The organism is Citrobacter sp. Ca225, assembly GCF_030337175.1.
GTDB classification, from domain to species: Bacteria; Pseudomonadota; Gammaproteobacteria; order Enterobacterales; family Enterobacteriaceae; genus Citrobacter_A; species Citrobacter_A amalonaticus.
In genome coordinates, this window is record NZ_JAOWCD010000078.1 from 180,921 (window position 1) to 198,851 (window position 17,931).

The following is a 17,931-nucleotide window of genomic DNA, read 5'->3' on the forward strand; positions in this document are numbered from 1 at the left end:
GGTGGCCGGATATAACCACGGCGTTGTGTGCGAGGGAATAGTGACATGGTTTTTTGTTAAATTTGATTTACGGAGTGTGTGAGTATGACGCCCGCTGAGTTGTCAGAAAAATTATGGGATAACGCTGATCGCGTTGCAAAGTACCTGCTGCCAAAGGGACACCTGGAGGGAAAAGAGTGGTGCGCTGGCAATACCAACGGTGATGCAGGGAAGAGCCTCAAAATTAACATCGGAGGGAAAAAAACGTGGGCAGATTTTGCGAGCGGCGATAGCGGTGACCTTCTCGATCTGTGGGTGCTGGTGAGGAACTGCCAGTTACATGACGCCATGCGCGAAGCGAAAGAATTTCTTGGCCTGAAAGACGACGATCACCACTTCGAAGCGAAGAAAAAAACATTCCCCAGGCCAACGAAGAAGGGGGTAAAAAAAGCGAGCAATTGTTACGACTACCTGGCTACGCGTGGCATCACCCGCGAGACAGCGGATCTGTTTCGGGTATCTGATGCGGTGGTCTGGTATCACGACGAAAATCGCGAAGTGCCTGCGGTTGCGTATCCCTACATCCGCAACGGTGAATTGTTGCAGGTGAAGCGCATTGGTACCGAACGCCCGAACGGTAAAAAACTAATCATGGCTGAAGCGGATTGCGAGCCCTGTCTCTTCGGCTGGCAGGCCCTGGACAAATCCACGCGTCTGGTTGTTCTGTGTGAGGGTGAAATTGACTGCATGAGTTATGCCCAGATGGGATTTCCGGCACTGTCCGTTCCGTTCGGCGGGGGCAAGGGGGCCAAACAGCAGTGGATCGAATACGAATACCACAACCTGGACCGCTTTGATGAAATATGGCTGAGCCTGGACAATGATGACGTTGGGCGTGAAGCTGCGAAGGAAATCGCCCGCCGGCTTGGTGAACACCGTTGCCGCCTGGTTGAACTCCCTCACAAAGATATCAACGAGTGCATGACGTCCGGAATGGATGCGGAAGCTGTTCTGGAATGCATTGAGCGCGCCAAATACTTCGATCCTGACGAACTGTGCTCTGCCGGGGATTTGCTCCAGGAAACTATCGAGGCATTCGAACATCGCGACGTCGGCTTGTTCAGTAGCCCCTGGACATCACTGAATAACAATTTCAAGTTTCGCGCTGGGGAACTGACGCTGATAAACGGAGTGAATGGCCACGGTAAAACTGAACTGGTTGGGCATATTGCCGTAGCTGCTATGGAACAGGGGATCCGTACATGCATTGCCTCTCTGGAACTTAAGCCGGGGAAAATGCTTGCCCGACTGACGCGGCAGACCATCTGCACTGCATCGCCTAAACGTGAAGAAATCATCATGACGAATGAGTGGTTCTCCGATCGCTTGTGGGTGTTCAAATTAACTGGCACGGCGAAGGCCGGACGTCTGCTGGAAATATTCGCCTATGCCCGGCGTCGCTACGGAATTGATCTGTTTGTTATCGACAACCTTGCGAAATGCGGACTCGATGAGGAGGACTACGGCGGACAGAAAGATTTTATCGACACTCTGTGTGACTTCAAAAACGAACATAACTGTCACGTCCTGCTGGTGACGCATGCCAGAAAAACGAACGAGTCTGCACCTACCGGGAAAATGGACGTCAAAGGCACTGGCGCGTTAACCGATATGCCTGACAACGTAATGGCTGTCTGGAGAAACATCCCTCGAGAACTGGCCCAACGCAAAGCCGAGCGCATGGGGTATGAAAGCCTGGACAAAGACGAGCAGGCTGCTATCCAGATGCCTGCATCAATGATTCGTCTGCTCAAACAACGCGAAGGGGAAGGGTGGGTTGGTGATATTGGCGCTAATTTTGATGCCCGTTCTCATCAGTTTCTGGAAGGTGAGAAGAAACCATTTAATTACCTGGTCGGTAAACCTCAGAGCGAGGTGGATCTGGAGTGGGAAGCAAGCAACGTAACGAGGTACTGAAAATGGATCGCCTTATTCATGAAATGTCATATCTGTTCACCAAAAAGCGCTTTATGGAACTTCAGGAAGCGGCCAGCCATATTGCAGTAAGTAACAGCGATCTCCATGAGTGCTTTGGGGTTATCGCTGACGGCATTGAAGAATTTTTAGAAGAAACCCCTGATGACGAGTGGCGTGAGCGGGAAAAAATCCTTATGCATTATTTCGCTATGCGCGCACTGACATTGTGGGGTAATGGATCGCAAGTTACTGATGTTCCGTGGGCGCACCCCGGTTGGTTTGGCACTGCAGAGATGGGAGATACCATTCAATGAAACTGGAATCATCCTTGAAACATTTCAGCCCTCAGGGGATGCACATCAGCGATGACGTGAAAGGAACCTCTCCGGATCGGATAACCGGCACTGATGTTATGGCGGCCATCGGCACCACCAGCAGCCGCGCACGGTTTGGCCTGGCGGCGTTCTTTGGTAAGGCGGGGATCAGCAAAACGGATGAACAACTGGCGGTTCAGGCGCTGGCGCGTCACGCGATGGGCGTTGCACCGAAAAATGTGCGCAAAGCCGCTGGTGGTGAATTTGGCTGGTGCATGCTGGTACTAGCGCAATTTGCCTTTGCGGAATACTCCCGCTCTGCTGCCACCAGCGTGACATGTCACACTTGCAACGGGACAGGGCTTATTGAAGGGTGTGAGGACGTGGTTAAGTATCCCGGACTCTATAACATCGATGGCGATGAGATTGTTGCACCAAAAATTGAACGTGAACAGGTTAAGCGTCTCTGTACCGCCTGTAACGGTAAGGGGAAACTGGAAGCCCGCTGCCGTTGTGGTGGAAAAGGCGAAGTGCTCGACCGTATTGCTACAAAAGAACGTGGTGCGCCGGTGTTTAAAACCTGTGAGCGTTGCAGTGGTGAGGGGTATTCAAGGGTGTCTTCTGCCACCGTTCACCGGGCTATCGTTAAACGTCTGCCGGATCTCCACCAATCATCCTGGTCTCGCAACTGGAAGCCATTCTATGAAATGCTGGTGGACGTGTTGCACAAAGGAGAGCGCCACGCAGCATCAGAATTCGAGAAGGCGACCAGTTATTAATACGATCGGAACAGATAGCGACGATTTTTTACACGTTAGCATTGACTTTGCATAAAATTGTCCTGTATGCTTCTAATCATGGATACGTACATCCAAATGAAACTGATTATGAACCCTGCCATTCGGCGGGGTTTTTGCTTTTTTAGTGGTATGTTATAAAACCCATGTACAAAAGAGCGCATGGGGCACACATGAAAATAAGGTTAAGTCACCAAATCTTCATTATTGCAGTCATTGGTACTGTTTTGATGATAATTTACCCTCCATTCCTTGCAATACAGATCTTCCCTAATGGAACCTTTTCTTCGTTTCAGGGGTATTTCTGGCTTTTTACTGGTCCAGAGCAATATGAATTAACACTAAGATCGCGAACCTATCCTTATATAGTAAAGTTGGATTTAGTTCGGCTAGCTTTGCAAATAATAGCGTGGTGGTTGCTTGTGCTTCTACTGTGCGTCAGGAAATAATAATCCAACTTATACTCTGAACACAGTGATGGTTAGCTCACGAACTATGAGCAATTAAAACCATACATTTACCTTTATAAAGCCCGCCTCGCTGCGGGCTTTATCATTTCAGGCTCACGGGATTCAATCACTACGTGCTTTGTTGATAAATCCAGCCCGTGAAGCCTGACCCCTTCAAACACAGCGCCATCCGAACTAATCGGAGGTAAGAGACCATGAGAATGAACGATCATTCAGGGAACATTTTCACGCAGTTTTTCGCGTGGGTTGGAACCCTCGCGGCAGCATTGGGCTTTACCACGCAGGATATGGTTTACATGTTCTTTGGCGCTGTCGGTCTGCTTATTTCTCTGATTTCTTATGTGAATGGAAGAATTGATGCCCGGCGTAAACGAAAAGAAGACGAAAAGCGTACAGCCATGATCCGCGATTACCTGGATGGCATCAGTGATAAACCAATTGCTGAGCGTCCGGCTGCTGTAAGTGTTGTTGCCGACGCGCTTACTAAGGTTGGTGAATGATGAATCCTGCATTAAGAAAATATGTGTGGTCCGCTGTAGGTGGTGGGGCGATTGCAATATCTTCCGCACTGATCACCGGTCCGACGGGCAATGACGGTCTTGAAGGCGTGCGATATAAGCCATATCGGGATGTTGTTGATAAATGGACTGTCTGCTACGGACACACCGGGAACGACATCATTCTCGGCAAGACTTACACAGAAGCTGAGTGCAAGGCGCTGCTGAATAAAGACCTGAGTACGGTCGCCAGGCAGATTAACCCGTATATCAAAGTACCAATCCCCGAAACTACTCGCGGGGCGCTTTACTCGTTCGTCTATAACGTTGGCGCTGGAAACTTCAAGACATCAACGCTCCTGTACAAAATCAACCAGGGCGATATCAAAGGCGCATGCGAGCAGTTAAGGCGCTGGACTTACGCTGGCGGAAAGCAGTGGAAAGGGTTGGTCACCCGCCGCGAGATTGAGCGTGAAGTGTGTCTGTGGGGTGAGAAGCCGCAAAAACTTAGCGATGGGTTTGGGCCACTTAACCCAGGAACGCCTGCAACAACGGCGGGAGTGTTCTGATGAGCCCTAAATACCAGGTTGTTGTCGTGTTGCTGCTGGTGGTCGGTGCGTTTATTACCGGAAATATCTGGAGCGATCGGGGCTGGGAAAAGAAGTGGGCAGAGCGCGACAGCGCGGAGTCGTCACAGACCGTGAACGCGCAGACCACCGCCCGCTGGATTGAACAAGGGCGCATAATTGCCCGTGATGAGGCTGTAAAAGATGCACAAGCGAAAGCTGCTAAATCTGCTGCCACTGCTGCTGGTCTGTCTGCCACTGTTAGCAAGCTGCAGCAACAAGCCAAAAAACTCGCTACCAGCTTGGACGCCGCAAAGCACACCGCAGATCTTGCCGCTACCGTCCGAAGCAAAACAACCAACGCCGACGCCAGAATGCTCGCCGACATGCTCGGAGATATTGCAGCAGAAGCTAAACGTTATGCTGGAATCGCTGACGAACGCTATGCCGCCGGGATGACTTGTGAACGCATATACGATTCGGTGAGAGAGTCAAATAACAATCCTATAGCCTCGCGATAGCGGGGTTTTTTATGCGCATCGCACGCGCACATCAAAGAAAGTCTTTCAGCTGTGAGCCTGGGCAAACCGTAAACTTTCGGCGGCTTTGCCGTGCGACAGGCTCACGCCTAAAAGGAAATAAATTATGGGTCAGAAAATTATTACGTTGTCCGGCGCTGCGACGGATGTTCTTTATGCACTGTTTTTTCGTGGTGCGTTGACTGGCGGAGATCTGCCATCTAAATCTGGTGCAGCTGAGCTTCGAGAACTGGGGTTTGCTGAAAGTCGCCATACCGCTACAAAATATCATGAGAAAAACTTCTTCACGTTCCTGACTGCTGAAGGGCAGGGGTTTGCCATTAAGCATCTGGCAAATACTCGCTTTGGTGTTCCCGCTGGTGGTTATATCGGCTGCCCTCTAGATGAGCCAAGAGACGGCATCAATAGCTACTGCCCAATTGAAGACTTTAAATGGGGCTGGTTTGTCGATAAATCAGGGCAAGCCTACATCCATAAGGCGCTGATCGGTGATGGCGTATTGTCTACGGGTTATAACGTGAAATTGAACGTGAAAGTCACCGACAAGGGTAAGCAGCACGAAGCTGGCATGGCACTCGATGTTGACGATGGTAAAAGCCGCGTGAAGATTTTGGCTGAAAAGTTGGCGGTTGCCGCCAATCACCAAAACGCGTTAGAGACCGCCTTACAGCAGTCCATCAAAAATGTTGTGGACGAAACTATTCAACAAGCTATGCAGCCAGGCGGTGCGATCTGGACTTCCTTACGGCGTGGAATCTGACGGGAGGTTTTATGCAGGTCACTATTGATGGTGTCCCATACGCTCCCGCCAGCGTCGTTTCATCCCGGATCGGCATTGCCATTTCGACACATCAGCGCGCAGACGTATTAAAACGAGCACTCGAACAGCACATGAAGCATCTTCCCGCCGACGCGCTGGTGGTGGTTGTCGATGATGGTTCAAAACCTGCGGTGGTAGTTCCCCACGGCGTGCAGCTGCTTCGCCATGAAACATCACTCGGCATTGTTGCATCGAAGAACGCCAGTTTAACCGCGCTGATGGACGCCGGGTGTGAGCATCTCTTCCTGTGGGACGATGACGCCTGGCCCATCGCTGATAACTGGCACTTGCCTTACATAGAATCACCCGAGCCACACCTGGCTTACCAGTTTCTCGATCTGGCAGGGAGGAATAAGCTGAAGGATATGGCGGTCCTGTACCGGGATGATAAGCACATCGCTTACACCGGGCAGCGCGGCGTGATGCTGTATTACCACCGTAGCGCCATCGAGAAGGTGGGAGGATTCGATCCGATTTATGGTCGCGGCATGTACGAACACAGCGACCTTGCCCTGCGCATCCATAACGCTGGCCTGACGGCGTGGGCTTACGCTGATGTCATCGGTTCAGAAAAGCTGATCCATTCCCTTGATGAGCATGAAGCCATAGACCGTTCGGTGCCAACGGCAGCCAGGAAAGCGCTGGTGGAACGCAACGTGAAGATCCACAACGAGCGGCGCGATACGGGGTATACCGGCTATGTCGAATACCGGCAGCAGCGCGACGTGGTAATCACAACGTTGCTTACCAGTCAGCCAGATCCGCAGCGCAGTAGCCGAATGCATCCTGACCCGGCGGCGCTGACCACCTGGGCTAAATCAATACGGGGTGCCGATGCCGTAGTGCTGGCCGACCAGCTAACCTCCGCTCCCGATGGCGCTCAGCTGGTGACAGTTCCAGATGTCGCAATGAACGTCTACTTCCGTCGCTGGCTGCACATCTGGCAACACCTGCGTGATCATCCTGAATACCGGTTCGTCTGGTGTACCGATGGCACTGATGTCGAAATGCTTTGCGCGCCGTGGGAAGAGATGGAGGCCGGAAAACTCTACGTTGGCTCGGAGCCGAAAACCTACGCAGACGCATGGGCAAAGCAGAATCACCCGGAACGCATATATCAGGAGTTTATCGAACAGCACCGCAACGATGTGATGCTTAACGCCGGGCTGCTGGGCGGGACGCGCGCTGATGTAATGGCGTTCGCGCACGGCATCATCCGGTTGTACTACCGGATTGAGAGCTACCGATTCTGGAAAAAAGAGCAGGCTGGCGCCGCAGTGGGTGACATGTTGGCATTCGGCATAGTGGCGAAGTCTTTCGGTGATCAGATAGTAACCGGCCCACGCATCCACACTGTGTTCAAGTCTGATGGTGTCGGTAAGGAGTACGCATGGTGGAAACACAAGTGAAGTTTGTTGTGGTTGGTCATCATTCCCGCCTTGCCTCAGCCGCAGTACTGGCTGATGAACTTGGCTCACACCTGCTTATCGATGAAGGGAATCACGGTGCTAACTGGAATCATCGTCGTGCTATTGAATGGGCTGCTGAGCAACCTTGCCGGGTAGTGGTGCTGGAAGACGATGCGCTGCTGGTGCAGGGATTCAGCGAAAAGGTAACTGACTGGCTGGTGCGTTTCCCTGACGACATGTTGAGCTTTTATCTGGGCACTGGGCGGCCACCACAATACCAAATGCAGATAGCTGAACGCCTGATTGATGCGGATAAGGTGAGGTCTGACTTCATTATGCTGCAACGCCTAATACATGGCGTGTGCTACAGCATACCGCCTCAAAGCATCAGCCGTGTGCTGTCTCAATGGGACTGCAGTAAGCCTGCCGATTATGCCGTGGGCGATGCTTATGGTGGCGTTGTCGTCTATCCCTGCTGGTCGCTGGTGGACCATGCAGACGGCGAACCGGTTGAGCGGCACCCTGATTCAGCGCCACGCACAGAACGCCGCCGGGCATGGAGGTTAGCCTGATGCCTGCATTAATACCGAGGGCATGCCGCAAGCGTGGCTGTCCTGGCACAACCACAGACCGCTCAGGCTATTGTCCCAAGCATCTTAACGAAGGCTGGCAGCAACATCAGCGAGGACAGAGCAGGCATCAACGAGGTTATGGCAGCAAGTGGGACAGGCTGCGCCCCATCGTTCTCGACAGAGATAAACACCTTTGTCAGGAATGCCTGCGAAATGGAAGGTATACACCCGCTGAGACGGTGGACCACATCAAGCCGAAAGCTCACGGCGGTACTGACGATCTCTCTAATCTGGAATCAATTTGCAGCGGCTGCCATAAAGCCAAGACAGCACGCGAGCGCCTGAACAGAAATTAAGTAACGAGGTGAAGATGACTGAATCGAAAAATGGTTCAGGGCTTTCGCACGCCCATGCAGTCTGCGTAGTGGATGGATGCGGATTATCGGTACGGTCCCATAACAGTCAGTATTGTGAGAAGCACTACATGCGCGTCCGGCGCCATGGCACAACAGAGAAGCTCAGCACAAGAAAGAATGGCAAGCTGGAGCATACGGGCGGATATCTGTTGGTGTACGCGCCCGACCATCCTTTGGCATGTGGAAGTCCACGCGTTTACGAGCACCGGAAAGTTTATTACGACAAACATGGAGCAGGACCGTTCAGTTGTCACTGGTGTGCAAAAACGGTGAGTTGGGAAACTCTTCATATCGATCACCTCGATGACTGTAAGACCAATAACGAACCTGACAATCTTGTGCCAAGTTGTCCTGTGTGTAATCAGAAGCGAGGCGTAGACAAGATGAGAAGGACAATGCGGGAGAACTCCAACCGCAGATATACCGCTCACGGTAAAACGATGTGCCTTAACGAATGGGCTGATTACCTGGGGATTTCGAGAAACTCGATTGAGTACCGACTGAAGGCTGGCTGGGACATTAACAAGGTATTCAGTCCGCGTATTGGTAACAGTGGTCCCCCAAGCCGGAAGTTGACGAGAATCGTACATGAATCGGTTAAATGATATCTGCTCTCATTTGTTCAGTGTGGGGGAGGGCGGGTAAAAACCTCATGGGAATCAGTCTAAAGGACCGCCGCCTAACCTCTTTTCACATCGCCGCAGGTTAGGAAACTTTTTTATGGGGTCCCCCATTCGATGATTAATAGGAGTTTTCGATTATGTCTGGACCCCCGAAAACCCCGACCCATCTACGTTTGGTGAGGGGTAACCCATCAAAACGCCCGATCAATGAGAACGAACCAAAACCCGCTGCAGGGGTACCCCCAACGCCGAAGCATTTCGACAAGCAGGGGAAATACTGGTTCAAGCGGATGGCCGACGAGCTCGATGCTATCGGTGTGATGTCCCAACTGGACGCCAGAGCCCTTGAGCTTCTGGTTGAGGTTTACACCGAGTACCGGCATCACTGCGATACGCTGGAGAGAGAAGGCTACACCTACGCCGTATATAGCGACGAAGAGCCAGACGAAGGCAAAGAGCGAGAGATTCGCATGATCAAGGCTCATCCGGCCGCCATCATGAAAGCTGATGCCTGGAAACGTCTGCGCGCCATGCTCGGTGAGTTCGGCATGACGCCAGCCAGCCGCTCCAAAGTGAATGCAAAAGGTCCTGATGCGGTTGATCCGCTGGCCGAGTTTATGAAAGCGAGGGATTAATGGCTAAGGTTGCAGAAGGCATCCGCTACGCCGAAAGGGTGGTGGCGGGGGAAATTATTGCCTGTGAGTATGTGCGCCTTGCCTGTCAGCGTTTTCTTGACGATCTGGCACACGGCGAAGAGCGCGGTATTTTCTTCAGTGAGCCGCGCGCGCAGCACATTCTGAATTTCTATAATTTTGTGCCTCACGTAAAAGGCGCCCTGGCAGGCCAGCCTATTGAGCTGATGGACTGGCATGTTTTCATCCTGATTAATATTTTTGGTTTTGTTATCCCGCTGGTTAATGAAGAGACGGGGGAAACCGTCCTGCGTAACGACGGCAGCGGTCGGCCGGTGATGGTTCGGCGTTTCCGTACTGCAGATGTTGAGGTGGCCCGTAAAAATGCCAAATCAACGCTTTGCTCCGGCGTGGGGCTTTATATGGCTGGCGCAGACGGCGAGGGCGGGGCGGAGGTTTATTCCGCTGCAACCACTCGTGATCAGGCGCGAATTGTTTTTGAAGACGCGAAAAATATGGTCAAGAAGGCGAAAGCCACTCTTGGGCGGATCTTCGAATTCAACAAGCTCGCTATCTACCAGGAGCAAACGGCCTCCAAATTCGAGCCTTTATCATCAGATGCGAATAACCTCGACGGCCTGAACATCCACTGCGCCATCGTCGACGAGCTGCATGCTCATAAAACCCGTGACGTCTGGGACGTTCTGGAGACGGCCACCGGCTCGCGCCTGCAATCGCTGCTTTTCGGTATCACCACCGCCGGCTTCAACAAAGAAGGTATCTGTTACGAACTACGCGATTACGCAATCAAGGTCCTGCGCGGCCTGGTGAAAGACGATACGTTTTTTGCCATCATCTACACCTTAGATGAAGGTGACGATCCCTTTGATGAAAAAGTCTGGCAGAAGGCGAATCCGGGGCTGGGTATCTGTAAGCGCTGGGATGACCTGCGCCGCCTGGCTAAAAAGGCGAAAGAGCAGGTTTCGGCCAGGATTAACTTTTTCACCAAACACATGAATATCTGGGTTACCGCTGAGTCAGCCTGGATGGACATGATGAAATGGGAGAAATGCGAGTTTATCGCCCCGCAGCACGAACTTAAAACCTATCCCTCCTGGGTGGGCGTTGACCTGTCAAACAAAATTGATATCTGTGCGGCCGCTAAAGTCTGGCGCGCGCCAGGTGGCCACGTCCATGCGGATTTTAAATTCTGGCTTCCGGAGGGACGCCTTGAGAAGTGTTCACGCCAGATGGCAGAGCTCTATCGTAAGTGGGCCGAGATGGACAAGCTGATCCTTACCGACGGGGATGTAATCGACCATGCTCAGATTAAGGAAGAGCTGCAGGTGTGGGTTGCTGGCGAGAGTCTGAAAGAAATTGGCTTCGACCCGTGGAGTGCGACGCAGTTCAGCCTTGCGCTGGCAGAAGAAGGGCTGCCGCTGGTGGAAGTGCCGCAGACGGTTCGCAATTTCTCTGAGGCGATGAAAGAGGTCGAGGCACTGGTATACGGTGGCCGCTTCCATCACAGCGATCACCCGGTGATGAACTGGATGATGTCCAACGTAACCGTCAAACCTGACCGGAACGAGAACATTTTCCCGAATAAGTCCACACCAGAGGCCAAAATTGATGGCCCTGCGGCCTTGTTCACAGCAATGAGCCGCGTTCTGGTTAACGGTGGCAACGACCAGCAGGATCTCTCCGGATTCTTCAATAATCCCATCATGGTAGGTTTCTGATGAAAAAAAACAAACGGCCAGGCAGGGTTAAAAGTGCTCTGCTTAACTGGCTTGGTGTGCCTATCAGCCTGACTACCGGCACGTTCTGGGAGGAATGGTTTGGTACCAGCAGCAGCGGAAAGGTGGTAACGGCCGATAAAGCAATCCAGCTATCGGCTGTGTGGGCATGCGTAAGACTGTTAAGCGAGTCTATTTCAACCCTTCCGCTGAAAATATACGTTCGACAGCCTGACGGTTCGCGTAAAGCGGCATCCGATCATCCGGCCTATTCGATACTGTGCCGCCGACCCAATTCAGAAATGACACCATCACGCTTTATGTTGATGGTGGTCGCCAGTATTTGCCTGCGCGGGAACGCCTTCATTGAGAAGAAATTCATCGCAAACCGCCTGGTTTCGCTGGTGCCTTTGCTGCCGCAGAACATGGTGGTTAAACGTCTCACGACCGGGGCGCTGGAATACAAATACACTGAAAACGGTAACGAGCGCGTCATTCCCGTCAAAAACATCATGCACATTCGCGGGTTCGGTCTTGACGGTGTTTGCGGCATGATGCCGATGAAAACAGGCCGGGATGTGATCGGTTCTGCAATGGCGGTTGAAGAGTCCGCGGCGAAGATATTCGAACAGGGCCTGCAAAGTTCAGGGTTTCTCTCTTCTGATAAAGCCCTGGATGATACTCAACGTGAAAAACTTCGCGGTTATATGGCGGCGTTTACAGGCTCAAAAAACGCCGGGAAAATCATGGTGCTTGAGGGAGGCTTGACGTACCAGGGCGTAACCATGAACCCGGAAGATGCTCAGATGCTCGAAAGCCGCGCCTTTAGCATTGAGGAGATCTGCCGCTGGTTTCGCGTTCCGCCTTTCATGGTCGGTCACACCACGAAGCAAAGTAGCCGGGCATCCAGTCTGGAGGGCATGAACCTCCAGTTCCTGACGCACACCCTGCGCCCCCTGCTGGTGAACATAGAGCAGGAAATAGGACGGTGCCTGCTGGACAGCGATGATGAGGTGTTCGCGGAGTTCTCTGTAGAAGGACTGCTGCGCGCCGACAGTGCGGGCCGTGCTGCGTACTATACCAGCGCGCTCCAGAATGGGTGGATGTCCCGCAATGACGTGCGCCGTCTTGAGAATATGCCACCGATTGAAGGGGGTGATATTTACACCGTTCAGCTCAACCTGACGCAACTGAAAAATCTCGAAATCAGCAATCCTGCTGTTCAGGCTCTGGCTCTGAGAGAACTGCATAACCACATATTCCCTGATATTTCCTTTGAACAATCTCCGCTGAAACAGGCCGCTTAGGAGCACTTTCCTGATGAGCAAAAAACAACTTCCGGCAGCACCGGCGGGTCGCCCCTGTGCGCGAGTCACCTGTGAAACTTTACCCTCAGCCTTGGATCGCTGGGATGGCGGGATCAAAGCCGCGTCCACCGACGACAACAGTATTTCTGTTTTTGATGTGATCGGGCAGGACTACTGGGGTGAAGGCGTAACAGCCAAACGTATCGCCGGTGCGCTACGGGCGATGAATGGCGCCGACGTCACGGTCAATATCAACTCCCCTGGCGGTGACATGTTCGAAGGCCTGGCAATCTACAACCTTTTGCGAGAATACGAAGGCCGTGTGACGGTGAAGGTGCTCGGTATTGCCGCCAGCGCCGCCTCAGTCATTGCGATGGCCGGGGATGATATTCAGATCGGTCGTGGTGCCTTCCTGATGATCCACAACTGCTGGGTCTACGCGATGGGTAACCGCCATGACTTTGCGGAACTGGCACAGTCTCTGGAGCCCTTCGATAACGCTATGGCAGACATCTACGCGGCGCGTTCCGGCCTTGATATGGCAGCTGTTCAGAAACTGATGGATGCCGAGAGTTATATCGGTGGCAGTGACGCTGTGGCGAAGGGACTGGCAGACAGCCTGCTTTCTGCTGATGCGGTCAGTGATGGCGATGAATCACCCGCGGCCGCGCTTCGCAAACTTGATGCGCTGCTGGCTAAAACCAACACCCCGCGCTCTGAGCGCAGAAAACTCATTAAAGCCTTATCCGGTGGCATGCCTGGCGCTGTCACCACCAACGACGGTACGCCGGGCGCTGCCGAAGATATCAAACCTGAAACCCTCAATTTACTTGAAAGCGCTCTTGCGGCGTTAGTCAAATAAGGACCCTTTATGTCTGAAGTAAACGAAATTCTGAAAAAAGTCACTGCCAGCATTGAAGAGGCAACCGGCAAATTCAACGCGAAAGCAGAAGACGCACTCAAAGAGGCGCAGAAGTCAGGCAGGCTGTCAGAAGAAACAAAAGCTGCGGTTGATAAAATGGCTTCTGAGTTCAATGCGCTGCGTGAAGCTGAAAAAACCCTGAAGGCCGCAATGGGCGAACTGGAGCAACATGTTGCCCAGATGCCGCTGGCAAACGCAAAACAGGTTGTCGAGTCCGTTGGCCACCAGGTGATCTCCGCTGAAGCCCTGAAAACCTTTGCTTCCAGCGTGGAAGGCGGTAAGCGCATCAGCATCCCGGTTAAGGCCGCCCTGACTTCGGTGGATGTGCCTGATGGTGTTGTGGAGCCACAGCGCCTGCCGGGTATTGATACGGCACCGAAACAGCGCCTGTTCATCCGCGATCTGATTGCTCCAGGCCGTACGTCCTCCTCAGCTATTTTCTGGGTGCAGCAGACAGGCTTTACCAATAACGCGGAAGTGGTTCCTGAAAATACGCAGAAACCATACAGCGAAATTGAGTTCACGCCGAAAATCACTGGCGTCAGCACCATTGCCCACCTGTTCAAAGCCTCAAAGCAGATCCTGGATGACTTCGCACAGTTGCAGTCCACCGTTGATGCCGAAATGCGCTACGGGCTGAAGTACGCGGAAGAGCAGGAAATTCTCTTTGGTGATGGTACCGGCGTTCATCTGCATGGCATCGTTCCTCAGGCGTCGGCGTTTAATCCAGCGTTCACTGTCGAACAACAGAGCGGGATTGATGATCTGCGTCTGGCAATGTTGCAGGCGCAGCTGGCGCGCTTCCCGGCATCCGGTCATGTTCTTCACTTCATTGACTGGGCGCGGATCGAGCTGACAAAAGACAGCCTGGGCCGTTACATCCTGGCTAACCCGGCGGCACTGACTGGCCCGACTCTGTGGGGGCTGCCGGTTGTTGCAACGGAAGCGGCAGCCTTCCAGGGTAAATTCCTGACCGGTGCATTCAACGCTGGCGCGCAAATCTTCGACCGCGAAGATGCGAACGTGGTGATCTCCACGGAGAACGCCGACGACTTCGAGAAAAACATGATCACCATCCGTTGCGAAGAACGTCTGGCGCTGGCTGTGAAACGCCCTGAGGCGTTCGTGTACGGTTCATTCAGCACCGGCGCGGGTAGCTGATAATTATTGCGGCCTTCGGGCCGCTTTTTTTTCTGGGCAAACAAATGCTTGATCAAAATGTGGTGAAACAGCACTGCCGCATTGATACCGATTTTACCGGCGATGATGCTCTGCTGAAGATATACACGGGAGCGGCGGCGCGATACGTCCAGACATGGACAAGGCGAACGCTGTATGAGAATGAAAGCAGCCCTGGCTATTCAGACGACCCGGACCCGATTCTACTGAATGATGATGTTAAGGCAGCCATGTTACTGCTGATCGGACACTGGTATGCCAACAGAGAATCAGTGGCCGTCGGTCAGACCGTTGCAGAGGTCCCGCTTGCAGTTGAAGCCTTGCTGCAGCCATACCGAATTTACGGGGTATAGGAGGATTTTATGCAGGCCGGAAGACTGAGAGACAGGGTGGTAATTCAGAACATCACAACATCGCGTGATCCTTCAGGTCAGCCTGTTGAAGCGTGGCACGACGGCGCAGAAACCTGGGCAGAAGTAAAAGGTATCAGTGGGCGAGAGCTGGTAGCCGCTGGTGCTGAAACCGCAGTCGCCACCATCAGGGTATGGACACGATTTCGTAGCGATATCTCTGCAGCTTCCAGACTCAGGGTTGAAACCGGACCGTTCAAAGGCGCTATTTTGAATATCATTGGCCCACCGATTCCAGATTCTCGCGGTGTTCAGCTCGAAATTCTTTGCAAGCAGGGTGCCGAAAAATGATTGAAACGAGCCTCGATTTTTCCGGGTTGAATGACATAGCAAAAGACCTGGAGTTACTTAGCCGCGCTGAAAATAACAAGGTTTTGCGTGATGCCACACGCGCCGGGGCTGAGGTGCTTAAGGAAGAAGTGATCGCACGCGCTCCTGAGAGAACCGGGAAACTGAAGAAAAACGTGGTCGTTTTGACTCAGCGCTCACGCCGCCGTGGCGAAATTACTTCCGGCGTACATATCCGTGGCCGCAACATGCGAACCGGTAATAGCGACAACACCATGAAAGCCAGCGATCCGCGAAATGCGTTTTACTGGCGATTCGTCGAAATGGGTACCGTTAACATGCCGCCGCACCCGTTCATTCGTTCCGCGTTCGATGTTCGCCAGGAGCAGGCGACGGAGGTCGCGATCAGACGCATGAACCAGGCCATTGATGAGGCATTAAGCAAATGACGGAAGACGATATCTATCCTCTGCTGGAGTCGCTGGCCGGAGGGCAGGTCTATCCCTACGTTGCCCCACTCGGCAGTGACGGGAAGCCTTCAGTCTCGCCGCCCTGGGTAATTTTCTCGATTATTACCGACGTGGCCGCTGACGTTCTCTGTGGTCAGGCTGAATCTGCCGTTTCTGTGCAGGTTGATGTCTATTCCAGCACCATAACTGAAGCGCGCACGATCAGGAATATGGCGCTTGATGCCCTGCAGGTGCTGAAGCCGGAAAGCATTGTGAAAACGCCAGGCTATGAGCCTGATCTGCGCTATCACCGGGCAACGCTCGAATTTCAGGTAACCGTTTAACCTTACCCACCATAACAGACCGCTCCGGCGGTCTTTTTTTTAACTGGAGAAACCATGACCAGTAAGTATGAAGTCACAAAGGGGATGACCTTTGCCGTCTCCGACGCACCCGTAACCGCCGAGGATTTTAACGACTCAGGTTTCCCGGGGGCTGGTGTTACCTGGCTGGAAGCAGCCTGTGCAACAAAGGAGATCACCTTCACCGGTGGGCAGAAAGGGGATATCGACGTAACCACGCTGTGTTCAACTGAACAGGAGCAAACCAACGGCCTCGCCGCGCCTGCTGAAATGAGCATTACCCGTAACTGGGTAGGCGATGAGGCTGCACAGGAAGCACTCCAGACCGCCTACGAAAATGACGAACTGCGTGCGCTGCGCGTGGTATTCCCCTCAGGTAATGGTTTTTACGTGCTGGTGGAGGTACGCCAGAGCTCATGGTCTGCTGCAACCTCTTCCGTTGTTGGCGCTACCTATTCTCTGCGTGTACGCGGCAAACCTAAACGCATCTACGCGTCTGGTTCCTGAGCGGCTTCGGCCGCTTTTTTTATCCCTCCGATCATGTAACAAGAGAAAAATGAAATGCCGCAAAAAACATCACAGAATTCATTACGCAACGTGGCGCTTACAGCATCGAAAGCCTATCGCACCAAAGAAGGTATCACGGTCCCTGAATGGGATGGCGCAAAGGTAACGCTGCGTGAACCCTCTGGCGATGCCTGGGTGAAATTCCGGGAGATCATTAATCCCCAGATCGCCGAGGGCGAAGAGGCACCGACGCTGACGGAGGCGGAAAAGTTTCTGCGTAACAAAGAGGCTGATGTGGTTCTGTTTATTGACGTTCTGCTGGATGAAAACGGCGAGCGAGTATTCAGCGATGAGGATCAGGAGCAGGTATCTAAAATTTATGGTCCTGTGCACTCCCGCCTGCTGGCTCAGGCTCTCAACCTCGGAATGAGCCAGGAAGAAGCGGGAAAGCCGTAAAGCAGCCGCTGACCTTCTTCCTGATGTCGCTGGCGCTCCGGATGGGGCGCACTCTCCACGAACTGCGCCAGACCATGACCGCCAGCGAGCTCAAAATGTGGATCGAGTTTGACCGCATCAGTCCGATTGGTGACTGGCGCGCCGATGCACAGGCAGCTCAGATCTCCGTTGCAATGCTGAACTCTCAGGGAGGGAAATTTACTATCCCTGACGTGATGCTTAAATGGGGCGAACAGGAAGAAGAAAGGGAGATCAGCGAGCTGGAGGAATGGATGTCTGGATTGTAACTTAATCTGCCATTTTTCATTTTCATGCGCTACCCTATGAGTGATTTTTTAAGCTCATAGGGAATTTAGAAAATGTTTAAGTATCTTTTTGTTATTTGTTTGTCTTTATTTATAACCGCATGCAAACCCAGCGATGAAGAAATGATTAAATTTGGCGAGTCTTTAGTCAAGCAATCTCTAAAAGATCCAGAGAGCGCTAAATTTAATTCATTCTATCGCCAGTTTGGCGATGGTGTTGGATATGTCTGTGGGACTGTTAATGCAAAAAACTCATATGGCGGCTATGTTGGAAATAGAAATTATTACGTTCACCTGACTGTTAAAGACGGAAAAGTTGTTGATAATAGTCCAGTCAAAATAATTGACGAGAAAGATGATAAAGGTGAGGCTAATTTCAATAGCATATGCCAGTAAAAT

General features: G+C 52.5%; 23 protein-coding genes. All 23 read left to right on the forward strand.

The genetic code is table 11. The annotated features are described in order from the left end of the window. Nucleotides 1-84: 84 nt before the first annotated feature. The 23 genes from OGW13_RS13530 to OGW13_RS13640 all read left to right on the forward strand — a co-directional run bounded on the left by OGW13_RS13530 (nucleotide 85) and on the right by OGW13_RS13640 (nucleotide 17,928). Entirely contained in the window at nucleotides 85-1,956 is a 1,872-nt protein-coding gene (locus tag OGW13_RS13530) for a toprim domain-containing protein (protein WP_216525377.1), read from the forward strand. 2 nt (nucleotides 1,957-1,958) lie between these two features. After that, nucleotides 1,959-2,270 (forward strand): hypothetical protein, encoded by a 312-nt coding sequence (locus OGW13_RS13535; RefSeq protein ID WP_216525378.1) that lies wholly within the window; start codon nucleotides 1,959-1,961, stop codon nucleotides 2,268-2,270. Beyond that, the gene (locus OGW13_RS13540) at nucleotides 2,267-3,049 is read left to right on the forward strand and encodes an antitermination protein Q (RefSeq protein ID WP_287116208.1); all 783 of its coding nucleotides are present in this window, start codon (nucleotides 2,267-2,269) and stop codon (nucleotides 3,047-3,049) included. The genes OGW13_RS13535 and OGW13_RS13540 overlap by 4 nt, the downstream gene beginning before the upstream one ends. A 682-nt stretch (nucleotides 3,050-3,731) precedes the next feature. Further along, nucleotides 3,732-4,037 (forward strand): hypothetical protein, encoded by a 306-nt coding sequence (locus tag OGW13_RS13545; RefSeq protein WP_216525380.1) that lies wholly within the window; start codon nucleotides 3,732-3,734, stop codon nucleotides 4,035-4,037. Continuing rightward, nucleotides 4,037-4,603, forward strand: coding sequence for a lysozyme (locus OGW13_RS13550; protein ID WP_216525399.1), 567 nt, complete (start codon nucleotides 4,037-4,039; stop codon nucleotides 4,601-4,603). Before OGW13_RS13545 ends, OGW13_RS13550 begins: the two co-directional genes overlap by 1 nt. After that, nucleotides 4,603-5,121 (forward strand): DUF2514 domain-containing protein, encoded by a 519-nt coding sequence (locus OGW13_RS13555; protein ID WP_216525381.1) that lies wholly within the window; start codon nucleotides 4,603-4,605, stop codon nucleotides 5,119-5,121. The genes OGW13_RS13550 and OGW13_RS13555 overlap by 1 nt, the downstream gene beginning before the upstream one ends. A 124-nt stretch (nucleotides 5,122-5,245) precedes the next feature. Beyond that, nucleotides 5,246-5,899: a DUF1983 domain-containing protein gene (locus OGW13_RS13560; RefSeq protein ID WP_216525382.1), complete on the forward strand. Its 654-nt coding sequence runs from the start codon at nucleotides 5,246-5,248 to the stop codon at nucleotides 5,897-5,899. Nucleotides 5,900-5,910: 11 nt separating this feature from the next. Next, nucleotides 5,911-7,368: a glycosyltransferase family 2 protein gene (locus tag OGW13_RS13565; RefSeq protein ID WP_216525383.1), complete on the forward strand. Its 1,458-nt coding sequence runs from the start codon at nucleotides 5,911-5,913 to the stop codon at nucleotides 7,366-7,368. Beyond that, the gene (locus OGW13_RS13570; protein ID WP_216525384.1) at nucleotides 7,350-7,940 is read left to right on the forward strand and encodes a hypothetical protein; all 591 of its coding nucleotides are present in this window, start codon (nucleotides 7,350-7,352) and stop codon (nucleotides 7,938-7,940) included. Before OGW13_RS13565 ends, OGW13_RS13570 begins: the two co-directional genes overlap by 19 nt. Next, nucleotides 7,940-8,296 (forward strand): HNH endonuclease, encoded by a 357-nt coding sequence (locus OGW13_RS13575; RefSeq protein ID WP_104446600.1) that lies wholly within the window; start codon nucleotides 7,940-7,942, stop codon nucleotides 8,294-8,296. The genes OGW13_RS13570 and OGW13_RS13575 overlap by 1 nt, the downstream gene beginning before the upstream one ends. An 820-nt stretch (nucleotides 8,297-9,116) precedes the next feature. Continuing rightward, entirely contained in the window at nucleotides 9,117-9,614 is a 498-nt protein-coding gene (locus OGW13_RS13580) for a phage terminase small subunit P27 family (RefSeq protein ID WP_113975614.1), read from the forward strand. Beyond that, on the forward strand, nucleotides 9,614-11,350 hold the full coding sequence (locus OGW13_RS13585) for a terminase large subunit (RefSeq protein WP_129995334.1): 1,737 nt from the start codon (nucleotides 9,614-9,616) through the stop codon (nucleotides 11,348-11,350). The genes OGW13_RS13580 and OGW13_RS13585 overlap by 1 nt, the downstream gene beginning before the upstream one ends. Beyond that, nucleotides 11,350-12,654, forward strand: coding sequence for a phage portal protein (locus tag OGW13_RS13590; RefSeq protein ID WP_287116209.1), 1,305 nt, complete (start codon nucleotides 11,350-11,352; stop codon nucleotides 12,652-12,654). Before OGW13_RS13585 ends, OGW13_RS13590 begins: the two co-directional genes overlap by 1 nt. Before the next feature lie 13 nt (nucleotides 12,655-12,667). After that, nucleotides 12,668-13,516: a head maturation protease, ClpP-related gene (locus OGW13_RS13595; RefSeq protein ID WP_216525386.1), complete on the forward strand. Its 849-nt coding sequence runs from the start codon at nucleotides 12,668-12,670 to the stop codon at nucleotides 13,514-13,516. A gap of 9 nt (nucleotides 13,517-13,525) precedes the next feature. Further along, nucleotides 13,526-14,737 carry a phage major capsid protein gene (locus tag OGW13_RS13600; protein ID WP_216525387.1) on the forward strand — a complete coding sequence of 404 codons (1,212 nt, stop codon included), beginning with the start codon at nucleotides 13,526-13,528 and terminating at the stop codon, nucleotides 14,735-14,737. Between the two features lie 44 nt (nucleotides 14,738-14,781). Beyond that, complete coding sequence (locus tag OGW13_RS13605) at nucleotides 14,782-15,108, forward strand: head-tail connector protein (RefSeq protein WP_126851016.1); 327 nt, start codon at nucleotides 14,782-14,784, stop codon at nucleotides 15,106-15,108. 9 nt (nucleotides 15,109-15,117) lie between these two features. After that, a complete protein-coding gene (locus tag OGW13_RS13610) occupies nucleotides 15,118-15,456 on the forward strand; it encodes a phage head closure protein (protein ID WP_045261729.1) in 339 nt (112 codons plus the stop codon). Then, on the forward strand, nucleotides 15,453-15,902 hold the full coding sequence (locus OGW13_RS13615; RefSeq protein WP_216525388.1) for an HK97-gp10 family putative phage morphogenesis protein: 450 nt from the start codon (nucleotides 15,453-15,455) through the stop codon (nucleotides 15,900-15,902). The genes OGW13_RS13610 and OGW13_RS13615 overlap by 4 nt, the downstream gene beginning before the upstream one ends. Continuing rightward, nucleotides 15,899-16,246, forward strand: coding sequence for a tail completion protein gp17 (gene gp17, locus OGW13_RS13620; protein WP_216525389.1), 348 nt, complete (start codon nucleotides 15,899-15,901; stop codon nucleotides 16,244-16,246). The genes OGW13_RS13615 and gp17 overlap by 4 nt, the downstream gene beginning before the upstream one ends. 54 nt (nucleotides 16,247-16,300) lie before the next feature. Then, nucleotides 16,301-16,771: a phage tail tube protein gene (locus tag OGW13_RS13625; RefSeq protein ID WP_109740766.1), complete on the forward strand. Its 471-nt coding sequence runs from the start codon at nucleotides 16,301-16,303 to the stop codon at nucleotides 16,769-16,771. Between the two features lie 54 nt (nucleotides 16,772-16,825). Next, nucleotides 16,826-17,227 (forward strand): phage tail assembly chaperone, encoded by a 402-nt coding sequence (locus OGW13_RS13630; RefSeq protein ID WP_109740767.1) that lies wholly within the window; start codon nucleotides 16,826-16,828, stop codon nucleotides 17,225-17,227. 23 nt (nucleotides 17,228-17,250) lie between these two features. Next, complete coding sequence (locus OGW13_RS13635) at nucleotides 17,251-17,514, forward strand: phage tail assembly protein T (protein ID WP_109740768.1); 264 nt, start codon at nucleotides 17,251-17,253, stop codon at nucleotides 17,512-17,514. 72 nt (nucleotides 17,515-17,586) lie between these two features. Continuing rightward, complete coding sequence (locus OGW13_RS13640; RefSeq protein WP_058681844.1) at nucleotides 17,587-17,928, forward strand: hypothetical protein; 342 nt, start codon at nucleotides 17,587-17,589, stop codon at nucleotides 17,926-17,928. The last annotated feature ends 3 nt before the right edge of the window (nucleotides 17,929-17,931 follow it).